Genomic DNA, 14757 nt, shown 5'->3' with positions numbered 1-14757 from the left:
TGCGATGCTATGAATGATAGATTCAATAATTATTCCAAAATTGAATAATCACCAATGCTAATACTCGTATAATTACCATCATAACTAACGTGATTACCAATCATAGCATTGTCCAAGTTAGCGTTTTTAATAGTTGTATGCGTTTGTATTAAGCTATTTTTAACTGTTGAATTATCAATAGTACAATTATTTCCTATACTAACGTTGGGACCTACCGTTGCATTGTTCAAGACAACATTTTCTCCAATACAACAAGGTTCTATAATAGTAGAATTGGTTTTAGTTACAGAATCCGCTATTAGCTGTTCTTCTCCATCTGCGGTTAAAAAACCAAGCATTTTAGAATTAGTTTCAAGGGTTACGCTTTTGTTTCCGCAATCCATCCATTCATCAACAGTTCCAGTTTTAAAGATTCTACCGTCTGCCATCATACGTTTAATACCATCATTAATTTGGTATTCACCGCCATTCATGATGTTTTCGTCTAAAATCTCTTGCAGTTTTCCTTTTAAAACAGCTACATCTTTAAAATAGTAGATTCCAATCACAGCTTGATCACTTACAAAGCTTTCAGGTTTTTCAACCAGTTCTACTATTTCTTGATTATCGTTAAGTTTTACAACACCATAAGCTTCTGGGTTTGCAACACATTTTGTCCAAATCACACTATCGGCTTCTGGATCTAAATCAAATTCTGCTCGAATTAAAGTATCAGCATATGCAATTACTGCTGGACCAGACAATGAAGGCTCAGCACACATAATAGCATGACCAGTTCCTAAAGGTTGATCTTGACGATAGATAGAAGGCTTTGCTCCTAAACTAGTTGCTAGATTTTTTAAACTATCTACAACCTCGTCTCCAAACCAAGCTGGATCACCTAAAACAAAGGCTATTTCTTCAACAGGCTGCTTTAAAACTTTAGCTATATCTTTTACTAGTCTGTGAACTATTGGTTGTCCGGCAACTGGTATTAAGGGTTTTGGAACAGTTAAACTATGTGGTCTAAGACGAGAACCTCGTCCAGCCATTGGTACTATTATTTTCATCTATATAAATTCGTTGATAATTATTTATTTTACTCCTGTACTTCCAAAACCACCTTCTCCTCGAGCTGTATCTGAAAGTTCATTGACCTCTTTCCATTCTGCGCGTTCGTGTTTTGCAATCACTAGCTGCGCAATGCGTTCACCATTATTAATCACAAAATCTTCACTTGATAAATTCACTAAAATCACTCCTATTTCTCCTCTATAATCTGCATCAATAGTTCCAGGAGCATTCAGAACTGTAATTCCTTTTTTAGCCGCTAACCCGCTTCTTGGTCTCACTTGAGCTTCAATACCAACTGGTAATTCGATAAATAACCCTGTACCTACAATACTTCGTTCTAACGGCTTTAATATCCTAGATTCAGAAAGACTAGCTCTTAAATCCATTCCTGCAGAAGCAATGGTTTCGTAGTGAGGCAAATCGTGGTTGGATTTATTTATGATTTTAATTTGCATGTTTTGTTTCTAATTTGAAATTCTACTTCTTTTTTAATATCAGTTTTAGTTCCTTTCGTTCTAAAAAAGCAACTATAGCCACAAAGAGTAACAAAAATACAGTTCCTACTAAAATATTTCTATCTAAATGATAATAAGTTATGAAACTTAATGCTGTACTTATTAGAAGGTAAATTGCGATTCGGCTCACATCATAAGGCACTGGATAATACTTTCGACCTAATGCATATGAAATTAACATCATCAAACTATAGGCTATAAGTGTTGCATAAGCACAAGCCATGAAACCAATTTCAGGAATAAAAACGATATTAAACGCAATGGTAATTGCTGCTCCAATAAGAGAAATATACATTCCAAAACGCGTGCGATCTGTAAGTTTGTACCAAATTGAAAGGTTGTGATAAATCCCTAAACAAAGATTGGCTAATAATACAATTGGAACAATGTCCAAGGCCAATAAATAACTTTCTTTTTTAATAAAAATAGGTCTTAATAAATCAATGTAAATCACAACAATCATTAAACCTAAAGCTCCAACAATGGTGAAATATTTTAAAATGGTAGCATAGGTTTGTGTGGCATTTTCTTTATCGGAATGATTGAAGAAAAATGGTTCTGCTCCCATTCTAAATGCTTGAATAAAAAGCGTCATAAAAACTGCCAATTTATAACACGCACTATACGCTCCATTAATAAACTCGCCTTCAATTTGTGGCAACAACCACTTGTCTAAGTTTTCGTTAATTACGAAAGCTAAACCAGCAATCATAATAGGCCAACCATAGTTTAGGAGTTGTTTTAAAACTTTAGGTTCAAAATTTAGTTTCGCCTTAAAGAAATAAGGCAATACCAGGATTAAAACAACTGCGCTTGCAATAAGATTTGCGATAAATATATACTCTACCTTATTTTCAACATTAAACATAGCTCTCAATCCGTCTGAACCATGCGTTGTAGACAATAGAAGCACGTTTAAAAGCACTATAACAAGCACATTAATCAATTTGATTGATGCAAACTTTAAAGGCCTTCCTGTGACTCTTAAATAGGCAAACGGAATCACAATCAAGGTGTCAAGAAGTGTAATTCCCACTAGAAGCGAATAGAAATCGGTATTGATTCGTAAGGCTTCAGAAATAGGTATTCTAAACAGAAATAGAAGTATTCCAAATATAAAAGTACTTACAACAATGGTTATCATTGCAGTAGACAAAACGCCGTCTTTGTCTTTATTCTTACTGAAAAACCTAAAGAAAGATGTTTCCATTCCATACGTTAGGATTACATTAAAAAAAGCGGCAACTACATAAAATTCAGTGTTTTCAGAATAGTCTTCATTAGGAAGCACATCTGTATGCAAACGCACTAAAAGAAAGTTAATCAATCGAGGCAATACAATAGCCAAACCATAAATAACTGTGTCTTTAAAAAAAGTTTTAAGTACGCTCAAGGATAGTGTTTTGTTCTGCTAAAAATACGTTTTTAGCAAACGTTTACCAAAGATATATTATTGACCATTTGGTGCACTAGGATAATGAACTGGTTGTTCAATTTTAATATTTGAAATTTTATAGTACAGCGTTTGGTCTCCTTTGCGATATGTGATCACGCATTCGTCATCATTAAACTCAAATGGCATATCAACTTTAGGTTTTGGTAGTTTGTTTTTAGACTCTTCATTCATATCAGAGCTCAATATGATATCTTGTTTCTGATTAAAATCTGTTGAAAATCTACCAACATATAACGCTTGGTTCGCTTTAATGAATTCAAGTTTCACTTTTTGACCTCTAAAAAACATACTATCTAAAGAAACTGAATTGTCTTCAATAGGAATAAATACATTAATACCAGATCCTGCGCCTTTAACACCTGCAACCCATTTTTGGGCATAAGTTTGTCCAAACTCAATTGGAGCTTTCTTTTGTAATTTTTGAGCCGTAGAACATTGTGAAAAACTAGCCATAAGTACGAGCATTACTATTAAAGATGATATACGTTTTAACGATTTCATATGCGTTATGTTATAATTATAAATATACGATTTCAAATTTAATGCCATAAAAAAACCTAACTCGTTAAAGTTAGGTTTCGCTTTTATATATTCAACTGAATTAATCAGTAAATAAGTATAGTTTTCAAAGCTTCAGCTCTTATAAACAATCTGGCAAATGCCTAATTATTTAATGCTTCTGCACCACCAACAATTTCTAAAATCTCATTAGTAATTGATGCTTGACGTGCTTTGTTATAAGTTAATTTCAACTGATCTCTTAATTCAGTAGCATTATCGGTCGCTTTATGCATTGCTGTCATACGTGCACCATGCTCACTTGCAAAACTATCTCTAATACCTTTGTATAATTGTGTTTTTAGTGACTTAGGAATTAATTGTTCTACGATTTCAGCTTTTGAAGGCTCAAATATATAATCTAAATTCACATCAGAATCACTTTCAAAAGCAACGATTGGTAAGAACTGTTCTGTCATTACTATTTGAGTCGCTGCATTTTTGAACTTGTTGTAAACGATTTCAATTTTATCAAATTCGCCATCAACAAATTTTTCCATTAGCATTTCAGCAATTTCAGCAACGTTATCAAAAGTTAAGTTATCATAAACTTCACTTTTATTATCGATAACCATGTTGGTTTTCTTAAACGCATCATTACCTTTTTTTCCAATAGCTAAATAAGAAACATCTTGATTAGCATATTTGCCTGCTGCCAATCTAGTTACCTCTTTAATAATATTAGAGTTAAAAGCTCCAGCAAGACCTCTGTTAGAAGTAATAGGTACTAAAAGTACTTTTTTAACTTCTCGTTGATCTGAATACTTGCTTCCTGAATCTGCATCTAAAGTCGCACTTAAACTCTGTAAAAGTTCTGTCAACTTATCTGCATAAGGTCGCATAGCTGTAATAGCATCTTGTGCCTTTTTCAATTTTGCAGCAGATACCATTTTCATGGCACTAGTAATCTGCATCGTTGAAGACACTGATGATATTCTATTACGTATTTCTTTTAAGTTTGCCATATTGAAAATATGAAAATATCCTACTTTCTAAATAGAAAGCAGGATTATTAATTATGCTCTATACTTACCTGATAAATCTTTAGCAACACTAGTTAATGTGTCTATAACTTCATCAGTTAATTTACCTGCTTTTAAAGAACTTAAAACATCTGAATGCTTCGCTTTTAAGAATTCTAGATAATCTGTTTGAAATTCTTTTATTTTTTCTACAGGAACGTCTCTTAATAAGTTTTTAGATCCAGCGTAAATAATTGCAACTTGATCTTCAACTGTAAATGGATCGTTTTGTGCTTGCTTTAAGATTTCAACGTTACGCTTTCCTTTTTCAATTACATTTAAAGTAACAGCATCTAAATCTGAACCAAACTTCGCAAACGCTTCTAATTCACGGTATTGAGCTTGATCTAATTTTAATGTACCTGCAACTTTTTTCATTGACTTGATCTGTGCATTACCACCAACACGAGATACAGAAATACCTACGTTAATTGCTGGACGAACACCAGAGTTAAACAAATCACCATCTAAGAAAATTTGTCCATCAGTAATCGAAATTACGTTTGTTGGAATATATGCAGAAACATCACCTGCTTGTGTTTCGATAATTGGTAAAGCTGTTAAAGAACCTCCTCCTTTTACCAATGGCTTTAAGCTATCTGGTAAATCATTCATTTCTTTAGCAATGTTATCATCGTTGATTATTTTAGCAGAACGCTCTAATAATCTAGAGTGTAAATAAAATACATCACCTGGATACGCCTCACGTCCTGGTGGACGACGTAATAATAATGATACCTCACGATATGCAACCGCTTGCTTTGATAAATCATCAAATACAATTAAGGCTGGTCTACCAGTATCTCTAAAATATTCTCCAATAGATGCTCCTGTAAAAGGCGCATAAACTTGCATTGCTGCAGGATCTGATGCGTTTGCCGCTACTATTGTTGTGTATGCTAATGCTCCTTTTTCTTCTAGAGTTTTAGCAATTAAAGCCACTGTTGAAGCCTTTTGACCAACAGCAACATATATACAATATACAGGCTCACCTGCATCGTAAAATTCTTTTTGATTTAAAATGGCGTCAATACAAACGGCCGTTTTACCAGTCTGTCTATCTCCAATAACCAACTCACGTTGACCTCTACCAACTGGGATCATAGCATCAATTGCTTTAATTCCTGTTTGTAATGGTTCAGTTACTGGCTCACGATAGATAACACCGGGAGCTTTACGCTCTAATGGCATTTCGTAAGTCTCACCAGAAATAGGTCCTTTACCATCAATTGGAGTACCTAGTGTATCAACTACACGACCAACAATTCCTTCACCTACGTTAATAGATGCTATTCTATTGGTTCTTTTTACTGTTGATCCTTCTCTAACTGCTACTGAAGGGCCTAACAATACGATACCTACATTATCCTCTTCAAGGTTAAGTACGATACCTTCTAAACCACCATCGAATTCTACTAATTCTCCGTATTGTGCATTTGAAAGTCCGTAAGCACGTACAATACCATCACCAACAGTTAATACTGTTCCTACTTCATCTAATGAAGCGCCTGCTTCAAAACCTGAAAGTTGTTGTTTTAAAATTGCTGAAATTTCAGCTGGTTTTACTTCTGCCATCTTTATTTAGATATTAGACGTTAGATATTGAGATATAAACCTCTCCTCTAACATATTTTTAGTTTAATGTAAATTCTCTTTTTAACTTGTTTAGCTTACTAGCTATACTTGCATCGTATTGAATATCTCCAACACGCAAAATGAAACCACCAATAATGCCTTCATCAACAATATTTTCTAACTCAACAGATTTGCTAGTCAACTCCTTGATTTTAGCCATCACTTTGATTTCTAAATCTTCAGTCATCGCAACTGCAGTTGTTACTGTTGCTTTTTCTTTACCAATATGAGCTTCATATAACTCATTATATTTACGAGCTACTTCTGCAACAGCATCAATTCTATTGTTATCAACTAAAACATCAAACATTTTTGATGTTAAGGGGTTTAAACCTGTAAAAATTTGGTTTAAAATCTCTTTTTTGGTGTCTGGTTTTGCAATCGCATTTTTTAAAGCCAAGTCTAAATCTTCATTTTCTGATACCGTTTTAGCGATAAGTTTCATATCGTTATTAACAGTCTCTTCTGACTTTTCATCTATAGCTAAGCTTAAAACTGCTTTTGCGTAACGTATTGCTGCTCTTGTTCCTGACATAGTCGTTTAGTTTAATGTCGCTTCACCTAACATAGACTCTACCAATTTGATTTGCTTGTCTTTGTTAGAAAGTTCTTCACGTACTACTTTTTCTGCAATCTCTATTGAAAGATTAGCAACTTGAGACTTTAATTCTGCAATTGCTGCTTTCTTTTCTGATTGTATAGATGCTTGTGCTTGAACTACTAATTTATTAGCTTCTTCTTTTGCTTGATCTTTAGCATCTTCAATCATTTTATTCTTGATCTCACGTGCTTCTTTAAGCATAGATTCACGCTCAGCTCTTGCTTCTTTTAATAATTTCTGGTTATCAGCTTGAAGGTTTTGCATTTCAAGTTTTGCTTTTTCAGCAGAATCGAGTGCATTTCTAATACCTTCTTCTCTATCGTTAACTGCAGTTAACATAGGTTTCCAAGCATACTTCTTTAAAAGAAGTAATAAGAACACAAATAAAAGTGTTTGCCAGAAAAATAAACCAATAGAAAAATCTTCTAATAAATTCATAATATATAAATGTTATAACAATTTAATTCTTAATTAAAGTAACCTTGCAACCAACCGTTACAAGGTTACTTTTGGGTTCTGATTATACTGCAAATAAAGCAGCAAATCCAATACCTTCAATTAAAGCTGCTGCAATAAGCATAGCTGTTTGGATCTTACCGTAAGATTCTGGTTGACGAGCGATCGCTTCCATAGCAGAACCACCAATTTTACCAATACCAATACCAACTCCGATTACAACTAAACCTGCACCTACCATTACTGGGATTTCCATAATAAATATATTTAAAAATTAAACATTCAAATTAATTCTCAAATTAATGAGAGTGTGCTTCTTCACTATGATCATGCTCTTCTGCAGCAAAACCAAAATATAAAGCGGATAACATTGTAAAAATATATGCTTGTAACAATGCTACTAATATCTCAATAAGTGAGATTGCGAAAGCCAAACCAAATGATAATGGGCTTCCTAACCAACTTTTGAAAATAAACATTAAACCAATTAAACTCATTAATACAATATGTCCTGCTTGCATGTTTGCATATAGACGTATCAATAAAGAAAAAGGTTTGATAAAAATCCCTAAAACTTCAATAGGAATCAATATAATATATAAAGGAATTTTAGCATACCAAGGCATAGAATCTCCTAATGGATCGAAAATATGCTTCCAGTAATCGCTAGTTCCTGTTAAGTTTGTTAATAAGAAAGTTAATATCGCCAAAGATGCAGTTACAGCTATATTCCCTGTAACATTAACTCCTAATGGTGTTAAACCGAATATGTTTAAAAACCAAATAAAGAAAAATACAGTTAATAAAAACGGCATGTACTTCATGTATTTTTTCTCTCCAATATTAGGAATCGCAATATCATCTCTAATATAAAGAACGATTGGCTCAAAGAAACGACCAAATCCTTTTGCAATTCCACCATTAGTAGCGTAAGATTTTGCTAAGCCTCTAAACAAGAAGAACATTAGCAAACCTGTAATGATAATCATTACAACACTTTTAGTGATTGAAAAATCTAAAGGCTTTACGTTTGTTGGATGATGATCTTCATCATAATTAATGGTTCCCTGAGCATCTGTTTTGTATATTTTACTGTGGTATAATTTGTAATAGTCACCATCAACCTCAGCTAGTGTTTCACCATGATGGAAATTTGAAGACGAAAATACTTTCAAACCGTTATCCCAAAGAATAACAGGAAGTGGAGCTCCAATATATTTGTGTTCTCCTGAATCTGTAGTGTATGAAAAAAGACTGAAATCATAAGAATCTTTCAAGTGATGTTGAATGTATTCTTTTATTTCGCTTTTTTTATCTCCTTTAGCAGCATCGTCGTTTTTACCAAACGAAACGAATGAAACTAAACACAGTAATAAGGTAATTGTCTTAACGGTTATTTTTCTTTGCATATCACTCAAAATAATAGTGGCCTAAAAATCGGTGCAAAGGTAGGTTATTATCTCAAAAACAAAAACAATTTCAAACTTTATTTTTGGGTGTTAATTTGAGATGAAGAGTGAAAGTAATTATTCCATTTTATTAAGCCATTTAGCAAGGCTAAATGTTTCAAGAACAAGACTTAAAAGATAAGGCACAAAAAAGGCCGCAAACTCTAGTTTTGAAATATTACCATCAATTTTATAAAATGGATAAAACACAATAAAAAAGACCAAAAACTTAAGTAGGCTTCCTCCTAAAAACAAAAATCCTAGTTGGTCTTTATATTTCTCTTTCATTTTAAACAAAAAGCCAAAAATTGTAATTGCCAAAACAGCATTAACTATATATGCTAGCACAATTTTATCATCGAATAAAGGAAGTGAGTTTACACTTAGTATAAAAAGATGAATCGCAAAGGCTGCGGCTAATACAATAATAAGTTTTAAAGAAAATAACGTAAATGTGTGTTTCATTTAATATTTAATTCGGTTGAGTTGTTTTACGACAACAAATAGTGAAATACCAACTCCTAAAAGTGTACAGATCACGACGTAGAGTTTACCGCTATCGTTATATGAAAGATCAAGCCATTTTCCTAACATGACAAACAAATAGATTATCACACCCATTTCGATGCCAATCCCAGAAAGGATTGCGACGTTTTTAAGCGGACTGACCTTTTTCTGGTTGTCCTCCTGTTTGTGTTGGTCTTTGGATTGTGGTTTGTTGTCCGGTTCTTGTACCATTATTAAGTTCTTTTAAAGCGCCTTTCATTGAACAAGTTGCATTAAATGTTGCTCCAGGTTCAACTGCTAATTTACCAACGATAACTTCTCCTTCAACATGAGCAGAAGATTTTAAAGACAAAGTATCTGAAAGCAATAATTTACCAGAAAATTTACCTTCAATATCTGCATTGGCACTTTTAAGTGTCCCATTTATTATTCCGGTTTTACCAACAACAACTTTTCCTGGTGTTTTGATATTCCCTTGAACAGAGCCTTCAATTCTAAAATCGCCATCACTTATAATATCACCTGTAATGGTTGTTCCTTTAGCAATAGTGTTTTGCTGTGAGATTGTTTCTGTAGCCATTTTTCCTGTTTTTTTATCTGAAGAAAACATAGGTTTTTCTTTTTATTGAGATGCTAAATATTCATTTAAGTTTTTATGCCTCTGAACAATTTCATAGTTAGGAGATGAAATTGAATAATAATCATGGACAATTTTGTGTTTGTTTTCCTCAATTATTTCAGCAAAACCGGAAGCACCTTGAACACTTTTTAAACCATGAACTACCACAAAAATTGTATTGGTGTCATAGACATCAATAGAGGTCGTTAAATCAAAATAAGTTATCTTAGAAACAGCATCATTTAGCTTTTCAACAAACTCATTAATCTCTTCTTTTTGACTAACTTCAAATGGGTATAATACATTAAAATGATTTGCCGATTCATTATCTACAAACTCTTTTTTAGCCAAAAGGGGTATTACTTCACTTAATATTACTTCTGCTCTCTTTCCTTCTTCTGAATTTGGATACGTTAAAGCAATATAATTAACGCCATCTTTATAATCTTCAAAGCCGAAGAGACGCCCTTTTGCTGATGCCTTTAGTATTTCAAACTTTGGAACTATTGGATCGCCTTCAAATTTAAGAATGTTTGCTTCTGCACCTGAAATGACCTCAGCATATTCTTGATTATTGAATTTTTTATAAAGGCCTTCATAGATTCGCTCTGGACTATTTTCATCCTTCGCAAATTCTGAAGTAGGATTCAATAGAATCTGTGCATATCTAGAATCTGAATGATTAGAAATGATATCAGTTTTCATGTTTTCTGCTTTAGCGTCAAGGCCAAGTTCAACATAAATTTTATATAAGTTATACTTTGAAGGAAGTACTAATCGTTCCTCAGGATTATTAATCAATAATTTCTCTAGTTTGTCTTGAGCAAGTTCATATTCTTTAAACTTTTCTTTATAAATAGACCCTAACTGGTAGTATGCAAAATTTCGTTCTTTACCTATACTGTCTATTACTTTTTGATCTGAAGGAATTTTAGAAATGTAAAACTCTGGATCAAATAACTCATCATTTGAAGCATCGGCAACAACAGAGCTTCCTGATTGATTTTTAGCTTTATTTATTGCACTACTTGAGAGTCTCCAGTTATCTTTAAGTTCTCGATCTCCCCAAACTTTTACAAATTCGTTTTTACCAAAAGATAGTGTCGTTTGATTGTAGAAATAAAAATCTTGTTTTCCACCTGGATCTGCTCTTTGAGTTTTACCTACTTTGTTGGTTGTTTGAGCAGTTGCCATTCCTGAATTTACGCGCTCAGCAGCTTCAGCCTTTTCTTGTGCTTCTTCCGCTTTGAGTTTTAAGTCAGCAGTATATTCAGTAAATATCGCTAATCTATCAGCCTCAGATAAACTAACTAAGTTTAAAATACTATCATTAACCTGAGCAATATCTTCGTAATAGATAACATCATCTAAGTTTTCACGTTTCTTTTTAATTACTCTAAATGGCTTTGAGTTTAATTTTAGATTGGTCATTGTGCTATCGTAATAAGCACCTGCAATTCTATAATTAGCTTCATCAAAATTCATGTCACCAAGGGTTGTATATTCAAACGATTTTAATTGCTTGTCTCCTGTATTAGTGCGTAAAGACTTATTGTAGTAAACTACAGCCATTGAATCTGACTCATTGGCTCTGTGATACTCACCAATACGATAGTAAATCTTGTCAAGAAAAGGGCGATTTTCACGATTCTCTTCTAGGTCTGCTAAGTATTCTTCAAACTCCAGTTTATCACCACTGTCCATATCAAAGTTTGACACTTTTGCTAGATGAGCATTTATGTAATATGGTCTTGGAATTTTTCGATGCATATCAATTATTTTATCGAAAACTAAGTTCGCACTATCTTTTTGTCCAAACTCATTGTAAAGTTGTCCGATTATAAAATTGTATCGTGCTTTTTCTCTATTTTTCTTGGTAAATTCAGCAGCAACCTTTAATTGAGTTAATGCACTATCTTTTGACTTGATATTAATATACGCTTGAGCCATTATTGCTGTGGCATCTGCTAAATCTTGATCTTCTAGTTCTTCTTGATCTAAAAGGCGTTTCAAATTTTTAAGAGCAAGCTCATTATTCTCTAAACGGATATTCGTTTTTTCTCTCCAGACTTTGGCTGTGTTAATTTTATCACTAGCTGGATACTTATACAAGATGTAATTGAATGCTTCCAGAGCAGGAATAAAGCGTTGGTCAAAATAACGTGCTTCTCCTAGGAGTAGATACGCTTCATCAATTTGAGGATTATACTCTTTGCCTTTTATATTCATGCCGTGCTTTTGCACAGCTTTAATTGCTTTTTCTTCAGCACGCTCAAAATCTTGATTTCTGGATTGTCCTGGCATAAAGACATCTTCCTCTAACTGCATACGTTCAACAGGTAGTAGCTCCCAGAAGTTATCTGTTGAAGCATTATCGACAGTTTCTCGTCCTTGTTCAAGAGCAATATAACCGTTATAGAGAATATTATATTTGGTGCCTAAGGCGTGGAAGTTTCTATTTATAAACGAGTCTTTTTTACGCGAACAACCAGTAACTAAAAGGGTCACGCAAAAGATAGAAATTATGATTTTAAACGATGTATTCAACGTGGTTGTATTTGGTTAAGGTATAACTAAAAACGACTACAAATATTATGTAATGCTGTAAAAATAAGCATCTTTTTGAATTATCGTCTAAAAATGCGTGCTTTTTAGATGTGTTGTTAAGGCTTAAACAAGCTCAGAGCCTGCAAAATGCGCCTCTAATTCTTTTAATGTTTCAGTACTTGTAACTAAATCTTTAACCAGTTCACCTTTTTCTAAAACTACAATGCGCTCACAAACGTCTGTAACATGAAGTAAATCGTGACTTGAAATTAATACAGTTACACCTTGCTTTTCAGCTAGATTTTTAATGATAGATTTTAACCTAATTTGGGTCGTTGGATCTAAATTAGCAAAAGGCTCATCAAGAATAATTACTTCTGGATTACCTATAAGAGCCGCAACAATTCCTGCTTTTTTCTGATTACCTTTACTTAAATCACGTAGATATTTTTTCTTACCTAAAATTTCATCGTGAAAAAAATCTTCAAATTGAGACACAAGAGCGTCAACATCAGATTTGTTTTGTCCTCTCAATTCTCCAATAAAATAGAAATATTCTTCAGCAGTTAAGTACCCAATTAAAAAGCTTTCGTCAATAAAAGATGACGTAAACGGCTTCCAATCTTCGCTTTCATTTACTAAAATATCTTTGTTTTTAATATGCCCTGTTGTTGGCTGAATTAGATCTAATAATAAACTAAAATATGTAGTTTTTCCTGCACCATTATTACCTACTAATCCAAAGCTTTGTCCTTTTGGAATATCGAGGTTTTCAATGTTTAAAACTGTAACTCCGTTATATGCTTTTGTAAGATTTGATGTTGTTATCATAAGTGTTCTGTCTTTATATTCTAATTATTTTTTTTCGCTAAATGCAGCTATAGTTTTGTATTTCCCTTTTTGATAAACCTGCTCGATTTGATTTAAGAAAAAGTTTTTAAATAAAATCCCTATAACACCAGATAATGCTAATGCAACTAGTCCAGCATTAAAGCTGATAAAATGATATGGTATAAAAAAGATTATTATTGGCAATATCATTTTTGGCAATGCAATAAGCAATTGTGTTGGATTAAAACCATTGGTATTACTAAAGGCTTTTGCCTTTGTGTCTAATTCTATTGGAACTCTGTTTAAGGCACCTCCAAATAAAGTGATGAATGTGTTTAATCCTATATTAAATAATGCTCCAGCTGCTATTATTAAATAAATATCCAGCCCAAAATACAAGTATGGTGTGCTTAAAATAAATGCTACAATTACGGCAAAAACCATTAAATACCATTTAGATTCTAAATATTGGCGATATGGAATATTTTGACTCATTAGTAATTTATAATATTCACTATCCCAAGAAGGCACCAATTGACCGAAGCTTAAAAGAAATCCTCCTGTTATAAATATTGAAGCAAAACCGAGTAAGTATGGCATTTCTTCAATGTACATTTTTTGAGTAAAAAAGAATAAACCATAAAACAAAAAGAAAAATGACATTAACACCACTTGTTTTGGTCTTGCGTTACGTGTTATCATTTTTATGTCATTTTTCAGAAAAGGTGCAACACTTCCAAAACGATCCATCCAGGATAAATCAGTAGCATTTACTTCTTTTACCTTTTTAGAAATTGCTCCATCCAAATAAAACCCTTTTCTAATAAAATCAAAATTCGCTTTATATAATCCTATCATCATAAGTAATGGGATAATTGCTAAATAAGGCTGATTATATAATCCATTAAAGATTTTCCCTACTGGTTCTGTTATATCAAAAATGTTAAAGTACCTTAATGCTACAATTGCAATCACTGCAGATGCAATACCATAAAAAACTGTATTGCTTTTATTGACTAAAAAATTCAGAAAGTTAATAGACAAGGTAATACACATTAAAGCAAAAAACCATAAAATCACATTAACAACTGGATAACCTTGAAATAATAATACAATAGTAAAAGGAAGAAATAATAATGGTGAAATAAAATTGAAAAACGATAGTGTTGTTTTTCCTAATAAATAGTGAATTACAGAATTTCGTTTTATAGGAATAATCATTAATGGTTTAATATTCATTACAGGTAGTTGCTGCATAAAATATCTAATCATTAATTCAAATAATACCCAATAGACTAAATAATTATTTACCATAACTATTGGATCTATATCTGGAAATGTTTTTTTAAGTCCAAAGAACATTATACCTCCAATAAAAATTGCAATTCCTCCAAAATATAAAACCGCCAGAAAAAGTAATATTTTTATGGCAACCCCTTTTTGAAAATAAGAAGCTCTTCTAAATTGTTTCCACTCTAAACTTAAAAAACGTTTAATCATAATTTTTGG

At 32.6% G+C, this 14757-nt stretch carries 16 protein-coding genes; all 16 read right to left on the bottom strand.

All coding sequences use genetic code 11. The annotated features are described in order from the left end of the window. Window positions 1-29: 29 nt before the first annotated feature. Window positions 30-1049, bottom strand: coding sequence for a sugar phosphate nucleotidyltransferase (locus tag RH81_RS08170; RefSeq protein ID WP_033959632.1), 1020 nt, complete (start codon window positions 1047-1049; stop codon window positions 30-32). A gap of 24 nt (window positions 1050-1073) precedes the next feature. Next, complete coding sequence (gene dut, locus RH81_RS08165) at window positions 1074-1508, bottom strand: dUTP diphosphatase (RefSeq protein ID WP_033959631.1); 435 nt, start codon at window positions 1506-1508, stop codon at window positions 1074-1076. Between the two features lie 22 nt (window positions 1509-1530). Continuing rightward, the gene (locus tag RH81_RS08160) at window positions 1531-2961 is read right to left on the bottom strand and encodes an oligosaccharide flippase family protein (RefSeq protein ID WP_033959626.1); all 1431 of its coding nucleotides are present in this window, start codon (window positions 2959-2961) and stop codon (window positions 1531-1533) included. 57 nt (window positions 2962-3018) lie between these two features. Then, window positions 3019-3525, bottom strand: a complete 507-nt coding sequence (locus tag RH81_RS08155) for a hypothetical protein (protein WP_033959625.1) — start codon at window positions 3523-3525, stop codon at window positions 3019-3021. 161 nt (window positions 3526-3686) lie between these two features. Beyond that, on the bottom strand, window positions 3687-4547 hold the full coding sequence (gene atpG / locus RH81_RS08150) for an ATP synthase F1 subunit gamma (protein WP_033959624.1): 861 nt from the start codon (window positions 4545-4547) through the stop codon (window positions 3687-3689). A 51-nt stretch (window positions 4548-4598) separates the two neighbouring features. Next, entirely contained in the window at window positions 4599-6179 is a 1581-nt protein-coding gene (atpA, locus tag RH81_RS08145) for a F0F1 ATP synthase subunit alpha (protein ID WP_033959622.1), read from the bottom strand. Between the two features lie 58 nt (window positions 6180-6237). Next, on the bottom strand, window positions 6238-6774 hold the full coding sequence (gene atpH, locus RH81_RS08140) for an ATP synthase F1 subunit delta (RefSeq protein WP_033959621.1): 537 nt from the start codon (window positions 6772-6774) through the stop codon (window positions 6238-6240). Between the two features lie 6 nt (window positions 6775-6780). Further along, on the bottom strand, window positions 6781-7278 hold the full coding sequence (locus tag RH81_RS08135) for a F0F1 ATP synthase subunit B (RefSeq protein ID WP_033959616.1): 498 nt from the start codon (window positions 7276-7278) through the stop codon (window positions 6781-6783). Window positions 7279-7360: 82 nt separating this feature from the next. Further along, window positions 7361-7552, bottom strand: coding sequence for an ATP synthase F0 subunit C (gene atpE / locus RH81_RS08130; RefSeq protein WP_033959615.1), 192 nt, complete (start codon window positions 7550-7552; stop codon window positions 7361-7363). A 43-nt stretch (window positions 7553-7595) separates the two neighbouring features. Continuing rightward, window positions 7596-8705 (bottom strand): F0F1 ATP synthase subunit A, encoded by a 1110-nt coding sequence (gene atpB / locus RH81_RS08125; protein ID WP_033959612.1) that lies wholly within the window; start codon window positions 8703-8705, stop codon window positions 7596-7598. A gap of 117 nt (window positions 8706-8822) precedes the next feature. After that, a complete protein-coding gene (locus RH81_RS08120) occupies window positions 8823-9209 on the bottom strand; it encodes a DUF6168 family protein (RefSeq protein WP_033959610.1) in 387 nt (128 codons plus the stop codon). Continuing rightward, window positions 9210-9482, bottom strand: a complete 273-nt coding sequence (locus RH81_RS17305; protein ID WP_081988250.1) for an AtpZ/AtpI family protein — start codon at window positions 9480-9482, stop codon at window positions 9210-9212. Next, window positions 9400-9861 carry a bactofilin family protein gene (locus RH81_RS08115; protein WP_033959608.1) on the bottom strand — a complete coding sequence of 154 codons (462 nt, stop codon included), beginning with the start codon at window positions 9859-9861 and terminating at the stop codon, window positions 9400-9402. Before RH81_RS08115 ends, RH81_RS17305 begins: the two co-directional genes overlap by 83 nt. A gap of 12 nt (window positions 9862-9873) precedes the next feature. Continuing rightward, window positions 9874-12417, bottom strand: a complete 2544-nt coding sequence (gene porW / locus RH81_RS08110; RefSeq protein WP_033959606.1) for a type IX secretion system periplasmic lipoprotein PorW/SprE — start codon at window positions 12415-12417, stop codon at window positions 9874-9876. A gap of 123 nt (window positions 12418-12540) precedes the next feature. Further along, the gene (locus RH81_RS08105) at window positions 12541-13248 is read right to left on the bottom strand and encodes an ABC transporter ATP-binding protein (RefSeq protein ID WP_033959604.1); all 708 of its coding nucleotides are present in this window, start codon (window positions 13246-13248) and stop codon (window positions 12541-12543) included. Window positions 13249-13272: 24 nt separating this feature from the next. Then, the gene (locus RH81_RS08100; protein WP_033959602.1) at window positions 13273-14748 is read right to left on the bottom strand and encodes a DUF5687 family protein; all 1476 of its coding nucleotides are present in this window, start codon (window positions 14746-14748) and stop codon (window positions 13273-13275) included. Between the last annotated feature and the right edge of the window lie 9 nt (window positions 14749-14757).

This window comes from Psychroserpens jangbogonensis (genome assembly GCF_000797465.1).
Lineage (GTDB): Bacteria > Bacteroidota > Bacteroidia > Flavobacteriales > Flavobacteriaceae > Psychroserpens > Psychroserpens jangbogonensis.
Note: the sequence above shows the minus strand (reverse complement) of the source record. Positions and strands in the feature narration are given on the sequence as shown.

Excerpts from the sequence above, each read along its gene's own strand:
- RH81_RS08155 (WP_033959625.1), bottom strand. The coding sequence starts at position 3,525 with ATGAAATCGTTAAAACGTATATCATCTTTAATAGTAATGCTCGTACTT.
- atpH (WP_033959621.1), bottom strand. The coding sequence starts at position 6,774 with ATGTCAGGAACAAGAGCAGCAATACGTTACGCAAAAGCAGTTTTAAGC.
- RH81_RS08105 (WP_033959604.1), bottom strand. The coding sequence starts at position 13,248 with ATGATAACAACATCAAATCTTACAAAAGCATATAACGGAGTTACAGTT.
- RH81_RS08115 (WP_033959608.1), bottom strand. The coding sequence starts at position 9,861 with ATGTTTTCTTCAGATAAAAAAACAGGAAAAATGGCTACAGAAACAATC.
- RH81_RS08120 (WP_033959610.1), bottom strand. The coding sequence starts at position 9,209 with ATGAAACACACATTTACGTTATTTTCTTTAAAACTTATTATTGTATTA.
- atpB (WP_033959612.1), bottom strand. The coding sequence starts at position 8,705 with ATGCAAAGAAAAATAACCGTTAAGACAATTACCTTATTACTGTGTTTA.
- RH81_RS17305 (WP_081988250.1), bottom strand. The coding sequence starts at position 9,482 with ATGGTACAAGAACCGGACAACAAACCACAATCCAAAGACCAACACAAA.
- dut (WP_033959631.1), bottom strand. The coding sequence starts at position 1,508 with ATGCAAATTAAAATCATAAATAAATCCAACCACGATTTGCCTCACTAC.
- RH81_RS08135 (WP_033959616.1), bottom strand. The coding sequence starts at position 7,278 with ATGAATTTATTAGAAGATTTTTCTATTGGTTTATTTTTCTGGCAAACA.
- RH81_RS08170 (WP_033959632.1), bottom strand. The coding sequence starts at position 1,049 with ATGAAAATAATAGTACCAATGGCTGGACGAGGTTCTCGTCTTAGACCA.
- atpG (WP_033959624.1), bottom strand. The coding sequence starts at position 4,547 with ATGGCAAACTTAAAAGAAATACGTAATAGAATATCATCAGTGTCTTCA.
- atpA (WP_033959622.1), bottom strand. The coding sequence starts at position 6,179 with ATGGCAGAAGTAAAACCAGCTGAAATTTCAGCAATTTTAAAACAACAA.
- atpE (WP_033959615.1), bottom strand. The coding sequence starts at position 7,552 with ATGGAAATCCCAGTAATGGTAGGTGCAGGTTTAGTTGTAATCGGAGTT.
- RH81_RS08100 (WP_033959602.1), bottom strand. The coding sequence starts at position 14,748 with ATGATTAAACGTTTTTTAAGTTTAGAGTGGAAACAATTTAGAAGAGCT.